This window comes from Flavobacterium fontis (assembly GCF_900129405.1).
GTDB classification, from domain to species: domain Bacteria; phylum Bacteroidota; class Bacteroidia; order Flavobacteriales; family Flavobacteriaceae; genus Flavobacterium; species Flavobacterium fontis.
Genome location: NZ_FQVQ01000011.1, coordinates 21,908 through 48,252 on the forward strand (window position 1 = coordinate 21,908; position 26,345 = coordinate 48,252).

A 26,345-nucleotide genomic window follows, 5' to 3' on the forward strand; every position below is an offset into this window, starting at 1 on the left:
GTTATTTTTCAAGGGACGAATTGGTTTTTGCTTCTTCAGCTTTGATACGGGTAAGTTCGGCTTGGGCTTCTTGCACCACATCGGCGTACTCGGTAAAGTTTTGGCTCACCCCTTCCAATATAGCGGTGGCTTGGAAACTGTCTTTCAAACCGTAATAATTTTTAGCCATGACAATCAATCCTTTGGCACCAAAATATTTGTAGCCCGAATAATCCTTGGCCAATTTTTGAACCACCTTATTCGATTCGGCAAATTTTCCATCCTTATGTTTAAAATAGGCATCATAATACAAAGCCTCTGCAGCCAATTCACCTTTGGCAATTTTCAACAAATTGGCATAGGCCAAACGCGCTTTGGGTTCGTCGTCCGACTTAATCGCCGAGCGAGCAACGATAATTTGCGCATCGCTCTTTATTTTATTATCTGTTTTTGGATTGGCTAAAACTTTATCAGCATATACAACCGCTTGGGCATAATTCTCGGTTTCGTAATACGCCCGCATCAAGTTGGCTTGCGCAAAGGTTTTGTTTTGTGGAAAATCAGCTTCGGCTTCCAAACGTTCCAAGACAGGCTTCGCGGCCGCATAATTATTCTTTTTCAAATGAATCTCACACAAACGCGCCAAAGATTGTTCGGTAAATTCGTTTTTTGGACGTGCAATCACTTGCTCATAGCGGGGCACAGCATTTTCACTTAACCCATCGGCATAATAGGTTTGCGCTAAATAAAAGTTGGCTTTCAACGCATGAGCACCCTGCGGAAATTTGGCCAAATACCCGTTTAAAGAAGAAATAGCCAACTTGGTATTGTTTTGCAAATATTGCTTTTCGGCAGCTGTATACGTGTCGTCATCCAACTCTTTGTCGGTCACTTCGACAAAATTGAGGGTGCGTACCCAAGAGGCATACTCGTCAACTTTTCCGTTATCGACATAAATTAACCGCGCTGTGGCTACTGCTTCCAAGGCTTCTGGGGTTCCAGGATAATCGGCAGCGACTTTCTTGAATTTGCCTAAAGCTGCCTCGTCTTGATTGCCGTTATAGTACACCAATCCTTGACGCAACACCGCTTTGGCGGCATAGGTTCCACTTGGAAATTCTTTCAACAACGCATCATAAGTTTTGATGGCTAGATCGGCTTTCCCTTCAGTGACATAGGTATTTGCCAATTCAAACAAGGCGTCATCGCGGTAGGGTGAAGACTTAAAACTTTGTAAAAACCGATTGAAGTCCTCAATCTTGCGGTCATTTTTGGACACAAATCCATAACTTATGGCTTTTTGGTAGGCGGCGTAATCGGCATCCACCCCTTTCATATCGATGGCTTTGTTGTAAGCATCCATCGCGGGCCAATATTTGGACGTCACAAAACGGCTGTCCCCTAAGCGCAAATAGGCATCATTCAAACGGGTTCGATCGTCTTTAACGGCATCTATTTGCTTTTGGAAATAATTACCCGCTTGATCGTATTCCTTTTGCTTAAAATAGCAATAGGCAATCGCATAGTTGATGTTTTTGTACTCGGGTGTATTTTTGGCTTCGGCCATGCCCTCAAACTGTTTGAAACTCAATAGTGCCTCTTGGAAATTATTGAACAAATAGTCGATTTCCCCTTTCCAGAAGGTGGCACGCGCCGTAAACTTGGCATCTCGTGGATCGCGAAGAGAGGCTTTAAATAAAACCTGGGCTTCTTTGTAATCACCATCGGTATACAACTCCAAGCCGCGGTAAAACGCTACTTTTTGGTAGGCAGCACGCAATTCTGGCGCTTTATTTTGTTCCAACAAATACAAGGCTTCTTTGTAATTTTTGGAAGTGATGTACGAATTAATCAACAAGCCCTCAACCTCAGCTTTGTTGGGAGAATTTGGATATTTTTTCAAAAACCCCGAAAGTATATCCGGTACACTCTGAAACGAGTTTCCGATATCGTAACTTAATTTGGCGTAATTCAAACTGGCATCTTCTTGAATTTTGAGATCAAAATCCATTTCAGAAGCACTTTTAAAAGCTGTTAAGGCTTGGGGTTTACGTTCGGTACGCATATAGCTCTCACCCAGATGATAATAGGCGTTTTGCGCTACCGCATCTATACCGTCGATGATTTTATTGAACTGTAAAATGGCATTTTCATAATCTTTTTGTTGGTAATAGGTATACCCCAATTGGTAATAATCCGTATTGCTCCATTTGCCCTTTTTGCCTTTGTATTCCTTTAAATAAGGTAAGGCTTCGGCGTAATTTTTAAGGTTAAAATAACTTTCCCCTATAATTTTATTCAACTCCGACTTTTCGGCTGGCGACGATTTGGCCATGGCCGTTTTTCCTTCGGCGATTGCCTTTTCAAAAGCGCCTTGACGGAAACTCATGTCCGCTTGGAAGTATGAAAGCTTCTCTTTGTATTTTTCATCCCCAGCAACTTGCTCAAAATACTTGGAGGCATCTTTAAAATTATCGCCTTCGTAAGCAATCACGCCGAGATAATAACGCGCTTGAGGACCATAGGTTTTGGTATTGGCGACCCGGTTGAAATAAGAGGAGGCTTCTTTAATTTTCTTATCCGCAAAATAGGCATACCCTTTTTGAAAATTGAATTTATCCTGCTGCTCTGGAGTAAGCGTACTTTCGTCAACTTTATCAAAATACGTAAGTGCCCGTCCGAAATCATTTTGTGCAAAATAATAGTGCGCCATGTCGATATACGTTTGGTTCAACTTGGTGCTCGACGGATAATTCGTAGCAAACGCCTCCACCAATTGCGGCGCATCGGGTTGGTTGAGTTGCAAGGCACACGAAGCGATATAGTAGGCGCAATCGGCTTGTATGTCGGGATTCTTTTGACTCCGACGAACCGTTTCAAACAACCACTGGGCCGCTTGGTATTGTTGATCGTTGTACAAAGCAACAGCGCGGTCCATTTCGGAGCGGTTGTGGGTGTATACTGCCGATTGTTGGGCGGTCACTATCGGGGTGACTGCCAAGCCATTAAACAGTAAAAATAATTCTAATTTGCGCATGAGAATCCAATTTAGCGATAATTCAAAAATAAAGTACTCCCTTGGATAACGGGAGGTGCCGATGTTTTATTATAAACATTTTTCTTAACAAAAAGGCAGTGTTGCGTTTCCTTTCTACATCAAATTCAACTCAAAAAAAGCTTGATGCAACCCACTTCCCCATGCGCTCATGGGTAATGGTTTCCGAGTTATTGCTTAAAATTTATTTTGAAAACCTCCGTTATCTTACTACTTTTACCCCACTTAACAATCCTATCTATGTCAAACGCTGTCGTTTCGCTACAACAAGCCACCATTTATCAAGAGAATCGGGTCATCCTATCGCAAGTCAATTTGGAAGTCAATCCGGGTGATTTTTTGTATATCATTGGAAAAAGTGGTACGGGAAAAAGTAGTTTGATGAAAACCTTGTATGGAGATTTGCCGTTAACCCAAGGACAAGGCCATGTGGTGGACTATGATTTGGCTGCTTTGAAGGAAAAAGACATTCCTTTTCTTCGCCGAAAATTGGGCGTAGTATTCCAAGATTTTAAACTCCTCCCCGACCGTAGCATTCAAGAAAACATGTTGTTTGTGCTCAAAGCAACGGGATGGACCGATAAAAATGCGATGCAGGATAAAATCGACGAAGTGCTAACCCATGTGGGCATGAAAGGATTTGCAGCCAAAATGCCGCACCAACTCTCGGGAGGTGAGCAACAACGAGTGGCCATTGCTCGGGCTTTGTTGAATGATCCAGAAGTCATATTAGCCGACGAACCTACCGGAAATCTCGATCCACAAACGAGTGCTGAAGTCCTGGAATTGTTGAAAAAAATTAACGCCAACGGCAAAACCATCATCATGGCGACCCACGATTATGCGTTGTTGTTAAAATATCCTTCCAAAACCTTAAAATGTGAAGACGGAGCCCTGTTTGAAGTGGTTCAAAAAACGGTGTAACTAGTGGCACAAAAGGTCCTAGTCATATCTGGCGTAAGCATGAAAGAAGGCGGAATCCGAACGGTTCTTACCGAAGCTTTAACCGCGCTTAACACGTATGCTTTCGACCATAACCTAAAAGTATATGCTTTGGTTCCTGATGCACAGGATTACGTCTTTTCGCATATCGAGTGCATCGGTTTTCCCAAGGCCAAAAAAAGTTGGTGGAATCGGATTTGGATTGAATATGTAGTATTTAAAAGACTCTCCCAAAAAATAAAACCCGATTTCTGGTTATCTTTACACGACACTACCCCAAATGTAGCATGTCCCAATCGGTTTATGTATGCCCATCATCCTACAGTGGTGTACCAACCAAAATTCAGTGATTGGTATTTTAATTATAAAATCGGGGTTTTTGCCTTACTCTATCATTGGGTTTACCGTTGGAATATTCATAAAAATAAGGCGGTGTTTGTGCAACAGCAATCATTGTATAACTATTTTAAAAAACGAGGCGTTCGCAAAATTATTCGTTGCCCTTGGCAGGAAACCCGTATACCTTCGTTTTCATCGCTCCGGCAAAAACCTGATCGAAAACTGTTATTCTACCCCTTAATTCCTCGGAGTTTTAAAAATGTTGAAATTCTTGGAGAAGCCTTACAATTGCTTTCGCCTGAAGAAAATGCACAATTGGAGATTTGGCTAACATTTTCCAAAAATGAGAATCGATATGCCCGTTACCTTGCACAAAAATACCCCTTGAACAATCTTTGTTTCATTGGAAAACTATCGCGAGAAGAAGTTTTTGCGCACTATGAAATCATGGATGCGTTGATTTTTCCCTCCCGACTTGAAACTTGGGGATTACCCATTAGCGAAGCAAAAGCGATGCAAAAACCGCTATGGGTAGCCGATGTACCGTATGCGCATGAAACGGTAGGCACGTATGAAAATGTCGTATTTTTCAATCCCAATAATCCCCAACAACTAGCCGATACCCTGCGTCAATGGCTACAGGGCAAAGCCGTTTATACCGGTAACCAAGCCGTGCAAGGCGAAGGTCTAGTATTAGAAAATTGGACCGCGATGTTTGACTTTATATGTTCTGCCCATGCCAAAGTTTAGCGTCATCATCCCGCTCTATAACAAGGCGAACTTTATTGCAAGTACCCTTGAAAGCATCATAGTTCAAACGGAACAAGATTTTGAACTTATCATCGTCAATGATGCCTCGACCGATGCAAGTCGTTCTGTTGTAGAAGCCATGAATTTGACCAACGTATGTTGGATTGACCATGAAACCAACCAAGGTTTATCGGCCACACGAAATACTGGAATAAGGGCCGCTCAAGGAACCTATATTACCTTTTTGGATGCTGATGATGTTTGGGAACCCTACTTTTTGGAACGAATTGGACAACTCCAAGCGGATTTTCCAGAAGCGCGAATATGGGCCACTAACTATTGGGAATGGTATGATAATCAACTCCTTTTGCCCCATAATTCAGGACGTCAATGGGAACCGAATTTTAAAGGTATTATCTCATTTTTTAAGGAAAATATTGGGCAAGGAATCTATAACCATGGTAGTGTCTGTTTTCATCGATCTGTTTTTGAAACCGCCGGGTATTACGATACCGGATTAGACTTTTCGGAAGATATCGATTTCAATATTCGCGCCAACTACCATTTTACTTTGGCCTATTCCAATGAACCCTGTATGCGATACCGTATGGCTGTTTCAGGACAAATGACACTGGGGGCGCTAAATCAGCAACGTGTGCCTCATTTTACATCCTATTTGGAATGGGAAAAATCAGATCCTTCTTTAAAAAAATACCTCGATTTTGAACGCTATGTCTTGGTCAAAAAACTGAAAATTTCTGGACGCACTAGCGAAGCTAAACTACTTTTACAACAATTGAATACGGCTCATTTAAATTGGAAACAGCGGCTCCTTCTCCATGCACCAGCTTGGATTTTACAGGGTATTTTAGCACTTAAACGCATTGGAATTCGCTGGGGAATTAAAGTAAGTTCGTATTAAAGCTCCTTGAGGTAATTGAGGTATTCACGATATACCCGAATGTAATCTGCTTCGTCATAGGGTGCAGAAGCGAGTACCATACAAACAGCTCCCGAAGTGAAGTTTTCCAATTCGCGCCAAATATTGTTTTCGATTAACAAACCTTTGTCGGGTCGATTTAAGGTGATGCGTTCAACGTGCTTGCCGTCTTTTAAAACCACATCAAAACTCCCTGAGACAGGTACTAACAATTGTTGTAAGTTCTTGTGTGCATGACCACCTCGCTTGGATCCTGCAGGAACATCATATAAATAATATACCCGTTGAATGGGAAAGGGAATCGTATCCAATTCCACTACAGCCAAGTTCCCTTTGGGATTTTTAATACGAGGGATGTCAATGAGGGTGTACTTCATAGAAATGTTTTGAACCATTGCACCCACTGTTCCCCAATCATAGAAAGATCGAGATGACTCACACTTTGGGACGCATTGGTTTTACAACGTAAATATACGGTTTTATCTTCAATCAAACGATGCATTCCTGAAAGGAAAGCCTCTTCATCCTGATCGGGAATCAGTAATCCGTTATTTTCATGGGAGATTATTTCTGAAGGACCCGAAAAACAATCATAAGAAAGAACGGGTGTTCCTGCAGCTAAAGACTCAATCAAAACGGATGGAAATCCTTCAAAACGACTCGTAAGTGTGGTGTAAAGTGCGTTTTTATAATAGGGAAAAGGATTGGCAACATTGCCCATAAAATGAATCTTTTCTGCGCAAGAAAGGGCCTTAGCTTGAGCCATGATTTCAGTCAAAAGCGGGCCATCGCCTAGCAAAACCAAATGAATGTCCCAACTGGGCAACTTTGAAGCGGCATATAGTGCAATGAGCCGATCAAACTGTTTAACTCCGTCGCGAAAACTCCCCACAGCAAGAATGTATTGGGTAGGTGTTACAACCGATTCCAATTGCCACTCGGCGATTTGTTTAAGGTCAATCGGGTTGTAAAACAATTGACAAGCAGGATAATGATCTTCTGCAATGATTCGTTGTTGTATTGCGCCTGAAACGGCCACGATGGCTTTGGCCTTGTGGTAAATAGCATCACTTATCCAGCGGGGCTTCGGAAAATATAAATGTTTCGCCGAACTGTGCACCATAAGTAAATAAGGCGATCGGTACACCCATCGATGAATGATTAATTCTTGAAAAGGTTTGATTTTTACGCGGTTATCAATAATAAGGTCGAAGGATTCATTCTTAAAAAATGTATTGAACTGTCGAAACCGTTTCAACCGCTGTACCAAACGTCTCCAACCCCGTGCCTTATCATCGCCCCCAACGGCAACAAGTTGACCACAAAAAGGATACGTAACTTGGGGAACCACAACCACATGGTGAACCGAAATTCCTTGCGCTTCAAAGTAACACGAAACTTGCGCAGCCCAACGCTCTGCACCCCCACCAGCGAGCTGATCCGATACAATACATAAGCGTAAGTTTTTGGGTGTCGCGTTCAATTTTTTGTATTTTAGCAACAAATATAACGAAAGTGAGGATATTACTGTTGGGGGAATTCAGCCGGCTGCACAATACGTTGAAAGAAGGGTTGGTAACCCTGGGTCACGAGGTCGTTTTGGTCAACAATGGTGATGGTTTCAAAAACTACCCTGCCGATTATTCGATTCGAGCTCACTTTTTTACCTCCCCCTTAGGAACCTTAATCCGCAAAGCATGGCATCGTCTCTTTCGGTATGATTTGGCCTTACTCGAACATGGTGTACGATGCTGGGGACTCATTCACAAACTAAAGGGGTTTGATATTGTGCAATGCATCAACGAAAAACCCATCCAAACGCTCCCTCGTTTAGAGTATTATTTATTGCAAAAAATTATTCGTCAAAACAAACACTGCTTTCTACTCAGTTGTGGTGTCGATGCGATTAACCTACCGCATTTGTTGGCTCAAAAAGAACGCTACTCCATTTTGACGCCTTATTTTGAAAATCCAACAGCCACGGCACAGGAATATGCTTTCATGTGGGAATACCAAACGCCTTCCCACCAAAAAATTCATCGATTGCTGATGACCCATTGCCAAGGCATAATAGCCTCCGATCTCGATTATGTGGCGCCCCTTCGCAACCATCCCAAATACCTTGGATTAATTCCGAATCCCATCAATACCCAGAAAAATAGCTACACCCCGCCTGCACTCGGCGAAAAAGTAGTTGTTTTTTTAGGGATTAATTCGGGAACTTATCACGTAAAAGGGATTCGTTTTTTTGAAAAAGCATTGCAGGAAATCCAATCCCGATGGGGCGATCGAACCGAAATTATCATCACCCGCGATGTTCCCTATGCAACCTATCACGGGCATTTTCAACGGGCCCATTTATTGTTGGACCAAGTCTATGCGTTGGATCAAGGATACAATGCACTTGAAGCTATGGCCCAAGGGAAGGTGGTTTTCACAGGAGCAGAACAAGAGTTTTTAACGCATTATGGGATACAAGCCAATACGGTAGCCATCAATGCACTGCCCGATGTGGATTATTTGGTGAAACAAATCGAAAGCTTTATTCAATCCCCCGAAAAAATCAAAGAAGTCAGTGAACGTGCCCAGGCATTTATCCGCCAGCACCATGATCACATCACTATTGCCAAAACCTATTGCCAACGATGGGAGTCCGTAATCTAAGTTTTTACCTTGTCCTTATGGCTGGCGCAGCCTATATCGCTACACAGGGGTTGGACCTTTGGGATAGCGGTTACATTATCGGCTACTCTTGGCGCATAGCTGAAGGAGCACTACCCTACAAAGATTTTTTTTACAAAGGTCCACCGGCAACACTCTTTCTTTGGTCGATAGGGGTTAAAGTACTACCCGTTTGGGGACAGTATTATTTTTTAAAACTCATCAATTGGTTGCTTTTCGGTTGGCAAACACAGTTGTGGCTCGCGGGAATTGAGCGTGGTTTGGCGTGGAAAATCCCCAATCGCAACCTTATCGGATGGATTGGTGTTGTTTTTTCTGTTCAGTTTTTTCCCATGTATCCTTGGCCTACCACAGACGGACTGTTGTATAGTGCCATTGCTTTTTATTTGTGGACCTTGTGTTTTAAAACCTATAAAATCAACTTTTACATTCTCTGGATCGGACTTTTTAGTATAGCAGCCGCTTTGACCAAACAATCGTTTTATGCGGTTCCCGTTGCTTTTTTATGTGCCACAGCCCTGCGCTATCCGTGGCGAACCGTGGGGTATCTTTTCCTGAGTCAATTGTTGGGATTGGGATTGTTTCTCGGCGCCCTTACATCCTTTACTCCCTTAGAAAATTTTCTCTCCCACACTACAGGAGAGACCACCCTATCCGCGTTAATTTACAGCGGTGTAATCAATTATTTCACTGCTTATCAAGAAATTGAACTCCTTTGGGCTCCTTTACTTTGTATGGTGTTGGCCTGGGGAATATGGGTGTTGAAAATGCGTTGTCGTTGGGAAAAAAGTTTGCAATTACTTGCATTATGCTTTGGAATTTATGGTATAATTTGGGCGATTGTTGTCTCTTTTCATGAGGGTTCGCGACTCCTCTGGCTTGGAATAGTAATCGGTATGATGGCTTTACTGGGGACCAAAACTAATCGGGACAAAGCCAGTGTTTTCGGCCTCGTTTTGGCAGTGGCTTGGTGTGCCGCCATCAGTTTAGGTTATCCTTTTCCTATTTTAATGGGAACCAGTTTGTTGGTACTTTTCTTGTGGCTTTTACAAATACAATTCCCGTCGTATACCTCACTTGCGCAAGGCCTATTAATCATCGGAATCATTTGTGGAACGGCCTACCAATACCATCCCTATGCCGAACGTCCGCTCAATGAACTGCATTACGACTTGGGCACGGTGAGTCCAAAACTCGCCGGTATAAAAACGAGTAAAGTACATTACGAAAAGTGGCAAGAACTCCAAAAACTCCAGCGTCAATTTCGCCATAAAACACCTATTGTTGCGCCCAATATGGCGTTATTTTATTATGCCATGGACATTCAAAATCCACTCCCAGCCGATTGGTTACTGAATTGGGAAATTCATCGCGATCCCAAAACCCTGCTGGAGATTGCCAGTTCGACAGAAAACGTTATTTTCGTAGAAAAGTCTTTTGTGCGTGGAAATGAACACTTCATGCCCCAAAAACGTGAGGATTTTAGTATGGTTACAGATTATATCGTTCGTCACTTTCGTCTTCAACAGGAAACAAAACATTTTTTGATTTACAACGGAACTCCCTTAGATGCACCCTTACCTCAAACTTCTTCGCCCCGAACATTACCTTAAAAACAGTTTTGTAGGGGCACCGTTATTTTTTGCGGGGCATGAACTCGGAAATGGGATTGCACCTACGATGGGGGCATTTATCGCTTTTTGTGGAATGGCAAGTGCCGTTTACATTTTCAATGATTACCATGATATCGCCGAAGACCGACTGCACCCTGAAAAAAAGAAACGTCCCTTGGCCGCCGGCAGCATTTCGGTGCAATCAGCATGGCGTTTGGGTGGAATAGTAAGCCTACTTGCCCTTGCTTTGGGTTTTTATATTCATCCTGGAGTAGCTGGAGTACTGGGCGTCTATGCCCTACTCAATATCGCTTATACATTACAACTTAAAAAGTGGCCTTACCTCGATATCACCATTATAGCCCTCGGTTTTGTCCTCCGTTTGGTGGCAGGAAGTCAGGCAAGTCAGGCAAACTTATCACCGTGGATTTTGGGAGAAACGTTCCTACTCGCCTTGTTTTTGGCGTTGGCTAAACGACGCACCGAAGTCCTTCTTTATCATCGAGGCCTGGTAACGCGCAAGAATATTGACCGTTATAGACTAAAATGGGTTGATTGTGGACTGATTGTACTGAGTATACTTTTACTTTCGGGCTATATTTGGTATTGCTTTACCCCCGAAGTTATGCGACGCTATGGCTCTGAATGGGTAGTGGTATCGGCGGTTTTTGTGGCGATTGGACTCATACGATACCTCCAATTGGCTTTATTGAAACAAACCCTTAAATCGCCAAATAGTGTCTTGCTTGACGATCGCATTATTCAAGGAGCGCTATTGGGGTGGATTATCTTTTTGGGAGGATTGTTATATGGCTAGTGAAAAATTGATTTTGGTGGACTTTGATCATACCTTGTACCGTCGGGATAGTTTAGTAGAATTTACCCGATACGCGGTGGGAACACGCCGTTGGTTTTGGGGTATAGTCCGATTAATGCCTATACTAATTGGGAATCGAATTCGACTCCGCGATGGAGCTTCTACCAAAGCCGCTTGGTTGCGCTATTTCTTTGGTGGATGGCCTGCCGACACATTTCAAGCCACGGGAAAATCATTTGCATTGCATCAAATTGACCGTCACCTCGACCCAACCCTATACCCGTATCTAAAGACACTACACAACGGCACGATTGTCATTGTCACCGCTTCGGCAGCCGAATGGATTGGGGCTTGGACGGAACGGGAGGGCTTCCAACTTTTAGCCACAAGGTTAAAATATGCCGAAGGAAAATTAAATGGCGAACTGGAGGGGGCCAATTGCAATGGTCCTGAAAAAGTGCAGCGCGTTAAAATGAGTTATGATTTAAACCAATACGCCACCATTGAAGTCTATGGAAAAGGTCGAGGTGACCGTGAACTATTGGGATTGGCGAAAGCGGTACAACAGCACCAATAGCAAAAAATAAACCGCGTAATTTAGGGTATAGGCATACAATAAGCCCAACAGACCATAGCTTGGAATCCACAAGGAACATAAAAAATACAGTAAAGCCAAAGAACCCATTTCGGTGATTAAAAATTGGACTGTTTGTCGCTTCGCAAAAAAACGATACCCCAACAATAAAGCTAAGGCTTTACAAAAATCACCCAACAATTGCCAGATCAATACCGAAGTAATCGGCTGAAATTCATCGGTATATAAAAAAGTAATTAAAGGATTGCGCAACAGGTAAATCAAAAGCAATCCCAATCCAAAAAGCGGTATGATTTTTCCATAATACGCCCGAAAGACTTCTCGATCGGCAGCACGACTTTCGGATTGCACCAGCTTCGGCAAGAAATACAATCCGATAAGGGTAGTGACAAAAACAAAATAAAATCCCGACAATCGATTCAACGCTTCCCAATATCCCGCCTGCTCCAAACCATGAAAAGCAATCAATTTTTTTCGAATTAGAATCAACACCCAAGGGCCTACCACAGAAGATGCTAAGGCCATGAGTGAATAATGACTTAAATCGCGGATAAACGACCATTGAACCCTAAGTTGGAAACGATGTAATGTGTTTCGAAGCGCCCAAGCAGACAACCCAAACGATACCGCGGGGGCAACAACGACGGCCAATAAGGCACCCCAAGTGGCATAAAAGTACACCAACCCAACTGTGGCACCTAATCCTAGAATAGCACCAAAGGTTTGAATTTTCACCACCTCACGAAAAGCCTCCAATCCGTTGAGAATCGCTACCAAAACAATCGCTACCAGATACCAGGGCAATGCTGCGGCAATCCACCACCATAAGGAGGTATCAGCGGTAAATCCTTCTAGCAACATGGGATTCCAAAGCACGGCCAAACTCCCAATTCCCAAGGAAGTTAGAAGCGCAACTGCCGTTAATACAGTCAATACCGTATTTATAAATGCGGCTTGTTTATTGGGATCATTACGGTATTCGGTGGTGTATTTGACAATTCCATTGGTCATGCCAAGCGTGGCAATATTTTCTACGGCAGTGATAAAATTTCGAAGGTTGCCCACCCATGCCATTCCCGTAGGACCGATACATAGGGCTACTACCTTGGCCGAAATTAATCCTGTCCCCATACGCACAAGTACCGACAGGCTATTGAGCGAGGTAATCCGCCAGAGTTCATGTTCTTTTATGTATTGGCGCCATTTCACCCTGGAAATGCATTTAAACAGTCAATAATAACTTGCTGTTCCTCAAAAGTAAGTACAGGACTTATCGGCAAGCTCAACACTTCGCGATGCAACTGTTCAGTCACGGGTAGGGCATCGGTTGCGCTATTTTGTAATGCCGCTTGATTGTGTGGCGCTATAGGATAGTGAATCATGGTTTGAATGCCATTGTCCAGCAAATAGGCTTGCAACGCTTCGCGCTTTGGTGTTCGAATTACATACAAATGAAAAGCATGCAGCGATGGATCAGCCACCTGTGGTAATTGTATTTGGGGATGATTAATTCCTTGAGCATACCGTGCCGCCAATTGGCGACGGTGCTCATTTTCGGCCAATAAATGAGGTAAGCGCACGAGTAAAAATGCCGCTTGGAGTTCATCCAAACGCGAATTGGTACCAGGCAGGGAATGTACATATTTTTCAGGAGAGCCGTAATTGCGAAGAAGGCGAACCTGCGCGGCAACTTCGGCATCATCGGTTACCACAGCCCCAGCATCGCCCAATGCGCCCAAGTTTTTACCGGGATAAAAACTAAATGTTTTACAATAACTTCCAAAAAATGAAATCCCATGGGCTTGGGCAGCGTCTTCAAAAAGCGCTAACTGATGTTCTTCGGCCAAAGCAGCCAAAGCCTCCATCGAAGCCCGTTGACCGTACAAATGCACCACCATAATCCCTTTTACTTTTGGCGTAATTGCCCGTTTTGTTTGTAGGGGACAAAGGGTAAACGTCACAGGATCGGGTTCGACCAACACCGGAACCAAGCCCGCTTGTTGGATGCCCAAAATAGTGGCAATATAGGTATTGGCAGGCACGATGATATGATCGCCTTCCTGCAAACGTCCCAGTTGAATATAAGCCCGGAGTAGTAGTGCAATGGCATCCAATCCGTTGCCAACTCCAATGGCGTAACGAGCGCCGCATAACGAGGCAAATTCAGACTCAAATTGCTGTACCGCGTCGCCCAAGATAAACCATCCTTTGTGGAGCACTTCGTCCAGTTTTTGATGGTAGGCCTCAGTATAGCGCGCGTTTATTTTTTGAAGGTCTAAAAACGGAATCATAGTAAAACCTGACTTAAATGGGTGTGATGTGCGGTGGGGACTTGGTAATAGTGTTGAACAACAGGTTGCGCACCATACGATTCTTTCCAAAACTGTAATCCGCTGTTGACTTGTTTGCCTTGATTTTCATTGGAAATGCCAAAATCAAATACCTCACAATCAGCATATACTTCGGTTATCAAATGATGGTATAAGAAGTCCAAAGCTCCCGTTTCAGAGCGGCGTTGGTCGGCAGCTACATATTGCGGATGGGCTACCCTACCCGTATCAAAAACCGTAGTCCCAGCTACCAATTGCGCTTCTTCATATACGTTAAAATGGCGAATGTGTTTGGGAAATTTTTGATGTAAATAGGTTATTTCTTCCACCGAATGTACCGGTTGCGCTTGATGTCGATCGCGAAGATTGGGAATCAATAAGGTGTGCCAAAATGCCTCAAAATGGGTTTCCTCTACAATCGTAAGTCCGTTTTTTTGTCCTCTACGAATACTCTCCCTGCGGGTTTTACTAATGGCCAACGGCTGCCGCAAATTGACCGTAGCTAATAAATCGGCGCGATGAATTTTTGCCCCACATAACTGCATCAAATAGGCAAGGTCGCCATTGAATTCGCAACAATAAAAGGGAGGAATCTCTTTAAGGTACAATGTTGTAAATCCTTGGGATGCTGCATACGCCAACAAGGCTTTGAATATAGCCAACACCTCCGAAAAATGAAGTCCTTTCGAAAGCACCAATCCCCCATAGGTTAACCCATAATGCGAATAGAGCGCTTCCTCAACTTGATGTGCTGGCAAAACTGCACAGAGTTGCCCATTTTTTTCCACACACAAAGAAGCATCTTGAAATCGATCGGCATGGTACTCCATAAAATGCCGGTGAAACAAAAAAGTACCGTTGCGGGACTGGGCAACAAAAGCATTCCAGGCTTCAAAATCGGCGGAGGTATATGTTCTAACCTGATACAAATCGACTGGCTATCTGTGAATTAAAATGTTTTAAGGGCAACAAACCCTTTTCAAAAATACGCATAAATCAAAATAAATCACTAATTTTCGAAGCATTAAACAAATTTCAATGTCTGTGCGGTTTTTTATACTCTTCGCCTTTTGTATTTTTTTTTCCTGGGAAAACAATGCCCAAAACATCGCCTTATACCAACAATTTAACGGCCGTTACGACTTTACTTTTGTAGGGAACACCCTCAATTTGGGTGAAAATAATACCAGTCAAGGGTGTGCCGAATTGATTGCGCCGTCTTCAAGTGCCGTGATGAATTTAACCCCAAGCCAACAATTGTACAAAGCCTATCTGTACTGGGCTGGCTCGGGATCGGGCGATACTACAGTTCAACTGAACGGACAACCGATTTCTGCGCAACGACTGTTTACCAATACGTTAATCAATAGCGGCCTCACTTATTTTAGTGCTTTTGCCGAAGTTACCGCAGCTGTGGCAAGTACAGGTAATGGAACTTATACGTTATCCGAATTGGATGTTAGCGCTGTGCTGAATTCCAATGCAGGGTATTGCACCAACCGTACCAATTTTGCGGGCTGGACCTTGGTTATCATTTACACCGATCCTTCCCTACCCATCAACCAATTGAATCTTTATGATGGTTTGCAAAATATCCCCACTTCTATTGATATCACGCTGACCAATTTGAATGTGGTAGATAATGACGGAGCCAAAATTGGTTTTGTTGCTTGGGAAGGCGATCGGGGTTTGGCTATCAACGAAAGTTTACGCATCAACGGGACTGTCTTAAGTAATCCGCCACTGAATCCCGCCAACAATGCCTTCAATGGAACCAATAGCGTTACGGGGAGTAACCAATTGTACAATATGGATTTGGACATTTATTCCATTCAAAATAACATCCAATTGGGCGATACTTCAGCCTTGATACAACTCACCTCGGGTCAAGATATGGTGTTGATGAATGTTATTTTAACCACTTTCAACAGTCAACTTCCCGATGCTGTTTTGGCCATTGATGCCATAGAAAAAACCTGTGATTCCAATGTTATCAACGTACAATATACGGTCTCCAATCCCAACGCTACCGACCCCTTACCCGCCAACACCCCGATTGCATTTTATACCGAGGGTATCTTACTAGGACAAACCGCTACGCAAAACATCCTTCCAATCAATGGGACGGAATCGGGACAAATTACGCTAACATTACCCAATACAATTGTTTCCACATTTACGGTCGTGGGCCAGGTAGATGATACCGGCAATGGACAAGGAGTGGTTTTGGAGTTGAACGAAACCAACAATGGAGCTAACTTTTCGGATACGCTGATTTTTAAACCCGAGGTCACTGATTTAGCCCCTTTGGTGAGTTGCAACTTAGGATTCACGCGTGGGATTTTTAATTTTCAAAATTATGCCGATACCGCTTTTGATGCGAGTGAGGCAACGTTTATTGGATTTTATGAAAGCTTGGCCAACGCCGACGCCGGAATAAATTCGATTGCCAATCCAGAGGATTATACGGCTATACAAACACCCCAGACCATTTATTTTCGGGTTGAAAATGCAAGCTGTTATCAAATTGGACAATTTGAGTTACAAACAAAAAATTGCCCCCCAACAATTTACAATTACGTTTCTGCCAACAACGATGGAGCCAATGATTTCTTTACCATTGAAGGACTTTATGGCATTTTTTTTCAATTTGAATTGGAAATCTACAACCGATGGGGGCGTTTGGTTTGGAAAGGAAATCATACACAATCGCCTTGGGACGGATTTGCCAACCAACCCCATACCGTGAGTAACTACATTTCCCCAAAAGGAACCTATTATTACATCCTGAGATTAAACGACCCAGGCTTTCCCGAACCCTACGTTGGTTGGTTGTATTTCACCTTTTAAGGTTTCCTACTTTTCTTGTATTTTAGCCGTTTTAAATCAGTTGTTTTGAAACAAATACAATCGCCACAAAATCCATTGATAAAATCGTTGCTGCTCCTGCAAGAAAAAGCCAAAGCGCGCAAACAATCGGGCACTTTTCTCATTGAAGGCCAGCGGGAAATCACATTGGCTTTGCAAGGAGGATATCAATTGGAAACGGTTTTATTTGTCCCCGAAATGATAGCGACAACATCCCTTCAGTCCCAAGTACCCCAATCGGTAACCTGGATTGAAATCAGTCGAGAAGTCTATCAAAAATTAGCCTATCGCGATACCACAGAGGGAATTATTGCGGTGGCAAAAATGCAAAATCACGAACTCGAGACGTTGATTCTCCCTCAAAACCCGCTGCTACTTGTGGCTGAAGCTATTGAAAAACCTGGAAATCTAGGCGCTTTGTTACGAACTGCCGATGCCGTGGGCGCCGATGCCGTGGTAATTGCCAATCCCAAGACCGATTTGTACAATCCCAACATTGTTCGTTCGAGTGTAGGATGCTTATTTACCAATTCAATTGCTACGGGAACTTCAGCCGAGGTTATTTCTTTTTTACAACAAAAAAATATTGCCATCTACAGTGCCACGCTGCAAAACGCCAATGCCTATCATGAAAATGATTATACCGGACCAACCGCTCTGGTCGTCGGAACAGAAGCCACCGGACTCACTGAAGCGTGGCGTGAAGCCGCAACACAAAACATTATCATTCCCATGTCGGGGACTATCGATTCGATGAATGTCTCGGTAGCCGCCGCAATTTTACTTTTCGAAGCCAAACGTCAACGCGGCTTTACATAAAATCTTTCCCCCATGAAACAACTCTTTTTTTCTATGCTTTTCCTTTCCATAGGAAGTGTACAAGCCCAAATTACTGAAGCGCAAGTCGATGATGTGGTCGAACGAACCCGCAAAGCCTTTAATGTTCCCGGAATCGCCGTGGGCATTGTCAAAGATGGAAAACTTGTACTAGCCAAAGGATATGGAATACGAAATGCCAAAACCCAGGAAAAAGTCGATGCCCAAACCTTATTTGCGGTTGCTTCCAATACCAAAGCCATGACCGCAGCGGCCTTGGGGCAGTTGGTCGACCAAAAAAAAATACACTGGGACGATAAGGTGGTGCAATACCTTCCCAATTTTAAAATGTACAATGCGTATGTAACCGCCGAATTTACCATCAGGGATTTGCTGACGCATCGCAGTGGCTTGGGATTGGGCGCAGGGGATTTGATGATTTGGCCCGACGGACATAATTTCACGCGAAATGATATCGTGCAAAACATCCAGTATTTAAAACCTGTTTCGGGATTCCGAGCCAAATACGATTACGACAACCTGTTGTATATTATTGCAGGCGAAGTTGTTGCAAAAGTAAGTGGTCAATCGTGGAATGCCTATGTGGAACAACATTTGATGACCCCTTTACGCATGTCGCGTAGCGCCACTTCTTGGGAACGGGTAAAAGATACCACCAATTGCAGTGTACCGCATGTGCCTACCGAGAATGGATTACAAGTGATTCCGCGCTACACCAATTCAATTTTTGATGCCGCTGCTGGCGTGTATACCTCGGTTGAAGATTGGAGCCATTGGGTTATAGCGCAGTTGCAACAGGGAACTTATGGCCCTTTGGCAACGGAAACCCTTTTTTCGAAAACCACACACCAAGAAATGTGGAAGCCCCAAACGTTGATGCCTATCAGCGGAGTGGCTCCCTACCGATGCCATTTTAAAGCCTACGGACTGGGCTGGCAATTGACCGATATCAACGGTCATTTACAAGTTTCACACACGGGAGGTTTGGATGGAATGGTCACCCAAACCGTACTGTTTCCTGAGCTGCAACTGGGCATCATCGTGTTTACCAACCAACAAAGTGGCGCTGCTTTTACCGCAATTTCCAACACCATCAAAGATGCCTACTTGGGGTTGCAACACCCCGATCATGTGACCACGCTGCAATCGGATCGTGCCACCAAAGAAGCGCAAGCCGATCAGATTACTGCTACCATCTGGCGTCAAGTAACCGAAAACGAGCAGGTAAAAGGCTATCGCCCGAAAAAATTCATGCTGGGGGAGTATCATGACCCTTGGTTTGGAGCGGTTACCATCAGCGAAGGCAAAAACAAAATATTATTTACCTCCCACCGTTCACCTCGCCTCACAGGAACATTGCACTGGGTGAAAGACGATCACTTTGCCGTAAAATGGTTCAACCGTAGCTTGATGGCCGACGCTCATGTGTATTTTAAACGCAATGCCGATGGAAAACTAATCGGTTTTACCATGGCACCTATTTCGCCATTGACCGATTTTAGTTACGATTTTCAAGATTTGAATTTTTCGAAGGTTACTGATTAATAATTGGATAATATGAAAATGAAAATTCACTTCATATTATTGATTGCTTTTCTATGGCGCAATAAATTCTTTTTAATAGACATGAAATTTTTTATAAAATAATTAATGTTTTAATTTAATGTGTATATTAGCATTATTATTATTTATAATCCTTTTTATTATGAAATTCAAGTACCAAACAGTTAATTTATTTCTATTTTTTTGTTTTTTAACGGTAAGTTGTAGTAAAGATATCTATGAAAATCCCTCAAATAGTCTACAAAGTGAGAAAAAGTTTATTTCTTATGAAGATTTTAAAAGGCATTCAACAGCGTTTAATGTTTATGAAAAATTAAATAGTTCTAATACTAACAATCTAAACAATATTTCATCAAATAATCAAACTAGGTTGATTTATAATGAAGCTTTTAATTTTTTCATTAACACCGACAAAATTTTATTTTTCTCAAATGAAAATCTTACGACTTTCACATTTGAAATTTACAGAAATAGAGTTGATTTCGATAAAAAAGAAAATTTAGTTATATCAGTTAAAGATAACACAATTTACGAGTGTTATATTGCCGAATACTCATTTAACGATAATGAAATAAATCAATTAAATCAAGGTTTTTCATTGTCAAATATAACTGACAAATTGAATCTTAAAACTTTAAATAATATTCAAATAAATAATAACTATGGTGGTACTATTTATCATGATGTTTACGGTAATTGCTACGTAGTTGATAAAATAAATGACTTAGGAAATGGTGAAATAGAAACAACTTTTATTCAGATTAAATGTCCAGAGTCTCTCGATTCTGGTCCTTCAACAGGTGGTTCTAACTCGGGTGGTGTAAATGTCATTATAATAGGTGGCGGAAGTAGTATTAATATTGGTTCAGGCCAATGGATGAGTATAGGTGGTGGTGGGAATGGTGAATTTAACACAATCGGAAATATTAATATCATAACCGACAATCCAAATTCATCTTCTATCCCTTTTTTGATTACTTCACCAGTTTTGGCAGACAACACTAATTCAGGATTAAATTTTGTTTTGGTAAAAGAACTAAAGAAATACATTAATTTAACAAATCAACAATTTAACTTCCTGTTGAATAATAATTCATTTTCTAGTCACTTTTTAAATTATTTAGAAACAAATAATTTTAATTCTGAAAGTATAGAATTTATTGAATGGAGCCTAAATTTTATAATTGAAAATAGTGATATTACTTATGAAGAATTTGAAAATTTCTTTATGAGAGAATCGGAAGGATTAGATGGTGAATATAATGAGAATTATTGGTCCGATCCAAATTTAACTTTTCCAACACAAACTTTACCTAGTTTTGATAATTTTAAAAATTCATGTCCAAGTAAATATAAAAATGGATTGACAGTTTGTACTGAAATAGGTGGTGAGTTATTAACAATGTATAATCAGGTTACATCTAGCGGAAATAAATTTAATACATGCGCTATTAGAATATCGAGAGCATTGAACTATTCGGGCGTTACAATTCCTGCTCTTCCTGATAATCCCAACGGCACAAAAAACACTGTTCAAGGAATGGATGGCAAAAATTACATTATTAATGCTAAAGTTTTGAATAGTTGGTTAAGAAAGACATTCGGAACAAACAATTCAAATTATCATCATTTTGATTCAACACAAGCAGGTGTAAAAGGGAAAAACTTTGTTAATTTAACAGCCGGAATGAATGGAATTTATTCAATGGTTGCATTACCCTCCATCCAATCTACATGGGGTTCTGGTCATGTTGATATCATTGAAAATGGAAATTGTTGGTTAGGAAGTCATTTTTTTGATCCAAATAATAATTTTATTCCTGTAAATTATATAGATATATGGATTTTAGATTGATTAAATTATTATTATTTTTTATATCGGTTTTATTTTTTCTTGGTTGTTCTTCAATTAATTTTGAAAAATACACCCCAAACTTTGGAACTGAAAAGCAAGGTTGGAAAAACAATTTTAAAACGGAGTTTTTTGTCAAATGCCTTCAAAAAGGAATCAATAACGATACACTCACCCGAATATTAACTTCCAAAGACCTATTATATTATAATGCCAATCCGTTGGAATTTCAACACCAATGGGCCGATAGTTTAGCGCTTGCTGTTATTCAAAATCAACCCCTTCCCATTTTTCCCCATTGTGAAGATTGTGATGAATCTCGAGAGGCAAAAAAACGATTCATTTGTGGAAATTGCCTTAATTATTATGCAAGTCGGGAGCTCGATTCCATAGCTGAAGTGGCCTACAAAAAACACATCACTGATAAAAAATAGGAATGCTACTTCTTTCATCATACAATAAAAAATAAAGACGGATATCAATAAAACCTATCTTTCTATCTTGCAAAATTGCCTGAAAAAGTTGTACATTTAGCCAACTAAGCGATTTCCCATGCACGAGATAGATTTAGAAGAAGAAAAAAAAGCCCTAGCACGCGAGTACAAGGAGCTGTTGCGGATTAGTTACCAAACCTTGACCGAGGACGATAAAAAACTGATTCGCAAAGCCTTTGATGTAGCTGTCGATGCTCACAAAGACCAACGTCGGAAGTCGGGAGAAGCCTATATTTTTCATCCCATCGGAGTGGCCAAAATAGTGGCTTCTGAGATTGGTTTGGGTGCTACCGGAATTGCCGCGGCCTTGTTGCACGATGTGGTAGAAGACACGCCCATTTCGGTGGAGGACATTGAGCGCTTGTTCAATCCAAAAATTGCCCAATTAGTAGGTGGATTGACCAAAATTGCACAGGTAAAAAAAGACATGAACATCTCGATGCAGGCGGAGAATTTCCGAAAAATGCTGCTTACGTTAAACGATGATGTTCGGGTAATTCTCATCAAAATCGCCGACCGCTTGCACAACATGCAAACGATGGATTCCATGCCGCAATACAAGCAAGAGAAAATTGCTTCGGAAACTTTATACATCTATGCGCCTCTCGCCCACCGTTTGGGATTGTACAACATCAAAACCCAATTGGAAGATTTGGGGTTGAAATATACCGAACCGACCATTTACAACGACATCGTTAGTAAAATCAAAGAAACCAAAGAAGAGCAAGATGCTTATATCAAAATGGTGTCGGATGTGCTGCGAAAATCTTTGGACGAAGAAGGCATTGAGTATATCATCAAGGGCCGACCCAAATCCATTTATTCGATTCGTCGTAAAATGATGGTGCAGCGCGTGACCTTTGATGAAGTATACGACAAATTTGCATTACGCATTATTTATAAATCCAATACCCACGACGAAAAATTCCTTGCATGGAAAATTTATTCCGTCGTAACCGACCATTATCGTCCGAGTCCGAGCCGTTTGCGCGACTGGATTTCATCGCCCAAATCGACAGGGTATGAAGCCTTGCACATCACCGTCATGGGTCCGAAAGGCCGTTGGGTCGAAATACAAGTTCGAAGCGAACGCATGGACGAAATCGCGGAAAAAGGATACGCGGCGCATTACAAATACAAACAAGGCGCTACGGAAGAATCTGGACTTGAAAAATGGCTGAACTTGTTGAAAGAAGCATTGGAAAACTCAGAATCCAACGCGGTGGATTTTGTGGAGGATTTCAAAATGAACTTGTATGCTAAGGAGATTTTTGTTTTCACCCCCAAAGGCGAAATCAAATCGTTACCAAAAGGAGCTACCTCTCTAGATTTTGCTTTTAGCATCCACTCCGAAATCGGAATCAAAACGCGCGGTACTCGGGTCAATGGACGGTTAGTGCCTTTAAACCATGAACTAAAAAGTGGCGATCAGGTGGAAGTCATCACCTCTCCGCACCAAAAGCCAACGATCAACTGGTTGGACTATGTAACGACTTCCCGTGCGAAAAATAAAATTCGCAGCGTTCTAAACGAAAACACCAAAAAAATTGCTGAAGAAGGCAAAGAATTACTCACGCGAAAACTAAAGCATTTGAAGATTACTTTAAATGAATCGGTGGTGAATGAATTGGTAAATTATTTTAAACTAAAAACCAGTTTAGACCTGTTTTACCGGGTGGGCATTGGCGCCATAGAAAACCAGCAATTAAAAGACTATGCCGCCCAGAAAAGCAATACGTTGATTAATTTCTTTAAGAATAAAATCAAACGCAGCCATAGCAACAATCCCGAGGAAATCAACCGCCCCGAGTTGACAAGCAACTATGACCTATTGGTTTTTGGTAAAGAACAAGACCGCTTGGATTACAAACTGGCATCGTGTTGCAATCCGATTCCGGGAGATGAAGTTTTTGGGTTTGTCACCATCAACGAAGGCATCAAGGTGCATAAAAAGGACTGTCCCAATGCGATTAGCTTACAATCCAATTACGCCTACCGCATTATGCAAGCCCGTTGGATCGATTCGACCAAACAAGAGTTTAAAGTGATGTTAAACATCACAGGCATGGATACGTTGGGCTTAACGAATGAACTCACCAAAGTGATTTCCAACCAAATGCATGTAAACATACAAAGTATTTCCTTGAGTGGCGAAGCGGGAATTTTCAACGGACAAGTTACTGTAATTGTTCAGAACAATCAGATATTAAAGCGCATGATTGAAAATATCAAAAAAATAGACGGTATTGAAAAAGTGTCGCGTGTGTACAGTTAATTTAAATTAAAATTTCTTAAGGTTTGATTTTCAAAAATTAAAGTCGATTTCACTATAATCAGTTGATGCAAGTACTATTATATTTTTGTTAAAAATGCATTACCCAAGACGAAAAAAATTGGGGAAACGTTATTCTTGCAAAAAAAAAATGATGACAAAAGCTTTTCTTTTACTAGGACTTTTACTGATAAGTGGGTTTGGATTTGCCCAAGAGGATAAAGAGTTACAAAACGAAATAAAAGACAGTTTGTACATCCAAGAAATAGAAAACAAATCCAATCCCGACAAAGTGTTGCATGCTGAACCTCTATTTATTGATTTAATTCGTGATTTGGGGGCGCGAAAAGGAGAAAAAGAATGGAATGTTGGAATGGGACTTACCGACAACGGAAACTATGACCGTTATACTGCTCTAGTCGAATATGAGTGGGCACCCGTGGATCGCTTGGGACTGGAAGTTGAACTCCCATTTTCATTTTACTACCCGATTCAGGGGAATACTACAGCACCTGGAAGTAAATTAAATAGTCTTAAAGTAGCGGCACAATATTCATTTTACGTCTCCGAAAAGCATAAAACGAGTATGGCGTTGGGGTACATCCACGAAATTGAACTCAATGAATTTAAACAATACCAAAGCAGCCCTTGGATTACAGGATTTGTGTACAATCCCTTTTTTGTAGCAGCCAAACGTTGGGGCAATAACTTCCACACCTTGTTGTATACAGGACCCGTTGTGGTTCATCATTTTGACAAAAAATCCCAAGACTTATTTTGGCAAATTAATAGCAACTTCCACTATATGATTTCGGGAACACGAAATTTCGTGGGGATAGAATTAAACAAAGTAGCTACAGGTAAAGACTTCGACATGACCATCCGTCCACAAATGCGGGTTGGTATTGCCGATAACTTTATGGTTGGCATCGTTACTGGAATCCCCATTAACCGAGAAAACGAACGTTTTAGTTCATTTCTCCGGTTAATTTATGAGCCTGGACATACCAAAAAGCACTAATTGATTTAGAATCAACGTTAGGGATTTTTTGTTGTTTCTTTTTTAATCACCAGTTTTGGTTCTGGCTTAGTATCGGTAAAATGACCGTTTTCATCCACATAGATGAGCATGCTGTCAAACCCTTTGCCCTTGTTATTGTGCAACTTTCGGTCGGCTTTCTTTTGATCTTTTTCTTTTTGTTTGAGGATTTTTTTCTTGTGTTGTTGTTTTTTGGAAAACGAGTCTGCCATAGAGAATAATCGAATTAATGAGTAAGTTGATGAATGGGTTTGCCATTTTGTTTGACGATTTGACGCCACATAGCCGATTCGTTGGGCGTACAAAAACTAATCGCTTGACCGCTCAATCCAGCGCGACCTGTTCGACCAATACGATGCACATACGTTTCCACTTCGGTCGGTAAGTCGTAATTGATCACCAAAGGCAAGGCTTCGATATCAATACCACGGGCGGCAATGTCGGTAGCCACCATCACTTGAATGGTTTGCGCTTTAAAATCTGCCAATGCTTTTTGACGGGCCGATTGCGACTTGTTGCCGTGAATTGCTGCCGCAGTAACGCCTTGTTTGCTTAATTTTTGAACCAATTTATTAGCACCGTGCTTGGTTTTGGTAAACAACAAACATTGGTGCCCGTTATGATTGCGCAATACCGATAACAAAATCGGTTCTTTATCTTGCGGTTCCACCACATATACGGCCTGTTCTATCACCGCTTTGATCGACGACACCGGTTGCGCATCAACTTGCATGGGATTGTTGAGAAAAAGCGGAATTAATTTGCGAATGGTATCGGGAAATGTAGCTGTAAAAAACAAGGTTTGTCGCTGTTGTGGTAAAAAACGCAATAACGCCTTCATATCGTGAATGAATCCCATGTCGAGCATGCGATCGGCTTCATCCAAAACAAGGGCTTCTAAATGGCGAAGATCGATAAGATTACGGCGTAATAAATCCAATAATCGTCCTGGAGTTGCCACAATAATTGCTGGCTTTTGGTGCAACGCTTGAATTTGTTTTCCTTCTGAAACACCACCAAAAATGGGCTGAGAACGAAAAGGTAATCCCGAACCCAATTGCGTAAACGTAGCTTCAACTTGTAGCGTCAATTCGCGGGTGGGCGTCACCACCAAAACACGAATTTGACCCGAAGTTGTGGGTTTATTTTGGGTTAGTTGTTGTAAAATGGGCAACACGAAAGCAGCGGTTTTTCCGGTTCCTGTTTGCGCACAACCAATGAGATCGTGGCCTTGTAACAAAAGAGGAATGGCTTTCTGTTGAATGAGTGAAGGCTGGGTGTAGCCCGCTTCGGTGATCGCTTTTTGGAGCACGGGAAGCAATGAAAAATCTTGAAATGTCATAGGATCGAATGTAAAATTATATTCGAACTTCCTATA

At 41.8% G+C, this 26,345-nt stretch carries 22 protein-coding genes; 14 read left to right on the top strand and 8 right to left on the bottom strand.

Going from position 1 to position 26,345, the window contains the following annotated elements:
• Position 1: 1 nt before the first annotated feature.
• Positions 2-3,016: a tetratricopeptide repeat protein gene (locus tag BUC17_RS09570; protein WP_073363729.1), complete on the bottom strand. Its 3,015-nt coding sequence runs from the start codon at positions 3,014-3,016 to the stop codon at positions 2-4.
• Between the two features lie 258 nt (positions 3,017-3,274).
• Here BUC17_RS09570 and BUC17_RS09575 point away from each other — a divergent pair, with 258 nt between their 5' ends.
• From BUC17_RS09575 to BUC17_RS09585, 3 genes are read left to right on the top strand one after another with little or no spacing between them, the layout of a single operon-like run.
• A complete protein-coding gene (locus BUC17_RS09575) occupies positions 3,275-3,958 on the top strand; it encodes a cell division ATP-binding protein FtsE (RefSeq protein ID WP_073363731.1) in 684 nt (227 codons plus the stop codon).
• Between the two features lie 3 nt (positions 3,959-3,961).
• Positions 3,962-5,065, top strand: coding sequence for a glycosyltransferase (locus BUC17_RS09580; RefSeq protein ID WP_143161772.1), 1,104 nt, complete (start codon positions 3,962-3,964; stop codon positions 5,063-5,065).
• Entirely contained in the window at positions 5,052-5,987 is a 936-nt protein-coding gene (locus BUC17_RS09585) for a glycosyltransferase family 2 protein (protein ID WP_073363735.1), read from the top strand. Before BUC17_RS09580 ends, BUC17_RS09585 begins: the two co-directional genes overlap by 14 nt.
• Here BUC17_RS09585 and BUC17_RS09590 read toward each other — a convergent pair.
• Together BUC17_RS09590 and BUC17_RS09595 are read right to left on the bottom strand one after the other, a co-directional pair.
• Complete coding sequence (locus BUC17_RS09590) at positions 5,984-6,382, bottom strand: sugar 3,4-ketoisomerase (protein WP_073363891.1); 399 nt, start codon at positions 6,380-6,382, stop codon at positions 5,984-5,986. The genes BUC17_RS09585 and BUC17_RS09590 overlap by 4 nt on opposite strands.
• Complete coding sequence (locus BUC17_RS09595) at positions 6,379-7,488, bottom strand: glycosyltransferase (RefSeq protein WP_073363737.1); 1,110 nt, start codon at positions 7,486-7,488, stop codon at positions 6,379-6,381. The genes BUC17_RS09590 and BUC17_RS09595 overlap by 4 nt, the downstream gene beginning before the upstream one ends.
• A gap of 32 nt (positions 7,489-7,520) precedes the next feature.
• Here BUC17_RS09595 and BUC17_RS09600 point away from each other — a divergent pair, with 32 nt between their 5' ends.
• The 4 genes from BUC17_RS09600 to BUC17_RS09615 are packed head-to-tail and all read left to right on the top strand — an operon-like array spanning position 7,521 to position 11,694.
• Positions 7,521-8,669, top strand: coding sequence for a glycosyltransferase (locus tag BUC17_RS09600; RefSeq protein WP_073363740.1), 1,149 nt, complete (start codon positions 7,521-7,523; stop codon positions 8,667-8,669).
• A gap of 17 nt (positions 8,670-8,686) precedes the next feature.
• Positions 8,687-10,300, top strand: coding sequence for a hypothetical protein (locus BUC17_RS09605; RefSeq protein ID WP_073363742.1), 1,614 nt, complete (start codon positions 8,687-8,689; stop codon positions 10,298-10,300).
• Positions 10,257-11,117: a UbiA prenyltransferase family protein gene (locus BUC17_RS09610; protein WP_073363744.1), complete on the top strand. Its 861-nt coding sequence runs from the start codon at positions 10,257-10,259 to the stop codon at positions 11,115-11,117. Before BUC17_RS09605 ends, BUC17_RS09610 begins: the two co-directional genes overlap by 44 nt.
• A complete protein-coding gene (locus BUC17_RS09615; protein WP_073363747.1) occupies positions 11,110-11,694 on the top strand; it encodes an HAD family hydrolase in 585 nt (194 codons plus the stop codon). Before BUC17_RS09610 ends, BUC17_RS09615 begins: the two co-directional genes overlap by 8 nt.
• Here BUC17_RS09615 and BUC17_RS09620 read toward each other — a convergent pair.
• The 3 genes from BUC17_RS09620 to BUC17_RS09630 are packed head-to-tail and all read right to left on the bottom strand — an operon-like array spanning position 11,656 to position 14,971.
• On the bottom strand, positions 11,656-12,921 hold the full coding sequence (locus tag BUC17_RS09620; protein ID WP_143161773.1) for an O-antigen translocase: 1,266 nt from the start codon (positions 12,919-12,921) through the stop codon (positions 11,656-11,658). The two genes, BUC17_RS09615 and BUC17_RS09620, sit on opposite strands and share 39 nt — an antisense overlap.
• On the bottom strand, positions 12,918-14,003 hold the full coding sequence (locus BUC17_RS09625) for a DegT/DnrJ/EryC1/StrS family aminotransferase (protein WP_073363752.1): 1,086 nt from the start codon (positions 14,001-14,003) through the stop codon (positions 12,918-12,920). The genes BUC17_RS09620 and BUC17_RS09625 overlap by 4 nt, the downstream gene beginning before the upstream one ends.
• Positions 14,000-14,971 (bottom strand): GNAT family N-acetyltransferase, encoded by a 972-nt coding sequence (locus tag BUC17_RS09630; RefSeq protein ID WP_073363754.1) that lies wholly within the window; start codon positions 14,969-14,971, stop codon positions 14,000-14,002. Before BUC17_RS09630 ends, BUC17_RS09625 begins: the two co-directional genes overlap by 4 nt.
• A gap of 109 nt (positions 14,972-15,080) precedes the next feature.
• Here BUC17_RS09630 and BUC17_RS09635 point away from each other — a divergent pair, with 109 nt between their 5' ends.
• From BUC17_RS09635 to BUC17_RS09665, 7 genes are all read left to right on the top strand, one after another.
• Positions 15,081-16,892, top strand: coding sequence for a T9SS type B sorting domain-containing protein (locus tag BUC17_RS09635; RefSeq protein ID WP_073363756.1), 1,812 nt, complete (start codon positions 15,081-15,083; stop codon positions 16,890-16,892).
• Between the two features lie 45 nt (positions 16,893-16,937).
• On the top strand, positions 16,938-17,729 hold the full coding sequence (locus BUC17_RS09640; protein WP_073363894.1) for a TrmH family RNA methyltransferase: 792 nt from the start codon (positions 16,938-16,940) through the stop codon (positions 17,727-17,729).
• A 12-nt stretch (positions 17,730-17,741) separates the two neighbouring features.
• Positions 17,742-19,292 carry a serine hydrolase gene (locus BUC17_RS09645; RefSeq protein ID WP_073363758.1) on the top strand — a complete coding sequence of 517 codons (1,551 nt, stop codon included), beginning with the start codon at positions 17,742-17,744 and terminating at the stop codon, positions 19,290-19,292.
• 160 nt (positions 19,293-19,452) lie between these two features.
• Positions 19,453-21,165 (top strand): T6SS effector amidase Tae4 family protein, encoded by a 1,713-nt coding sequence (locus BUC17_RS09650; protein ID WP_159433944.1) that lies wholly within the window; start codon positions 19,453-19,455, stop codon positions 21,163-21,165.
• Positions 21,150-21,596 carry a hypothetical protein gene (locus tag BUC17_RS09655; protein WP_073363763.1) on the top strand — a complete coding sequence of 149 codons (447 nt, stop codon included), beginning with the start codon at positions 21,150-21,152 and terminating at the stop codon, positions 21,594-21,596. Before BUC17_RS09650 ends, BUC17_RS09655 begins: the two co-directional genes overlap by 16 nt.
• A gap of 118 nt (positions 21,597-21,714) precedes the next feature.
• Entirely contained in the window at positions 21,715-23,931 is a 2,217-nt protein-coding gene (locus BUC17_RS09660; protein WP_073363765.1) for a RelA/SpoT family protein, read from the top strand.
• Between the two features lie 148 nt (positions 23,932-24,079).
• Complete coding sequence (locus tag BUC17_RS09665; RefSeq protein WP_073363896.1) at positions 24,080-24,949, top strand: HAEPLYID family protein; 870 nt, start codon at positions 24,080-24,082, stop codon at positions 24,947-24,949.
• Positions 24,950-24,966: 17 nt separating this feature from the next.
• On the opposite strand, the gene BUC17_RS09670 is transcribed toward BUC17_RS09665, so the two are convergent.
• Together BUC17_RS09670 and BUC17_RS09675 are read right to left on the bottom strand one after the other, a co-directional pair.
• Positions 24,967-25,179 (bottom strand): hypothetical protein, encoded by a 213-nt coding sequence (locus BUC17_RS09670; protein WP_073363768.1) that lies wholly within the window; start codon positions 25,177-25,179, stop codon positions 24,967-24,969.
• Between the two features lie 14 nt (positions 25,180-25,193).
• On the bottom strand, positions 25,194-26,309 hold the full coding sequence (locus BUC17_RS09675; RefSeq protein ID WP_073363771.1) for a DEAD/DEAH box helicase: 1,116 nt from the start codon (positions 26,307-26,309) through the stop codon (positions 25,194-25,196).
• Positions 26,310-26,345 lie beyond the last annotated feature (36 nt).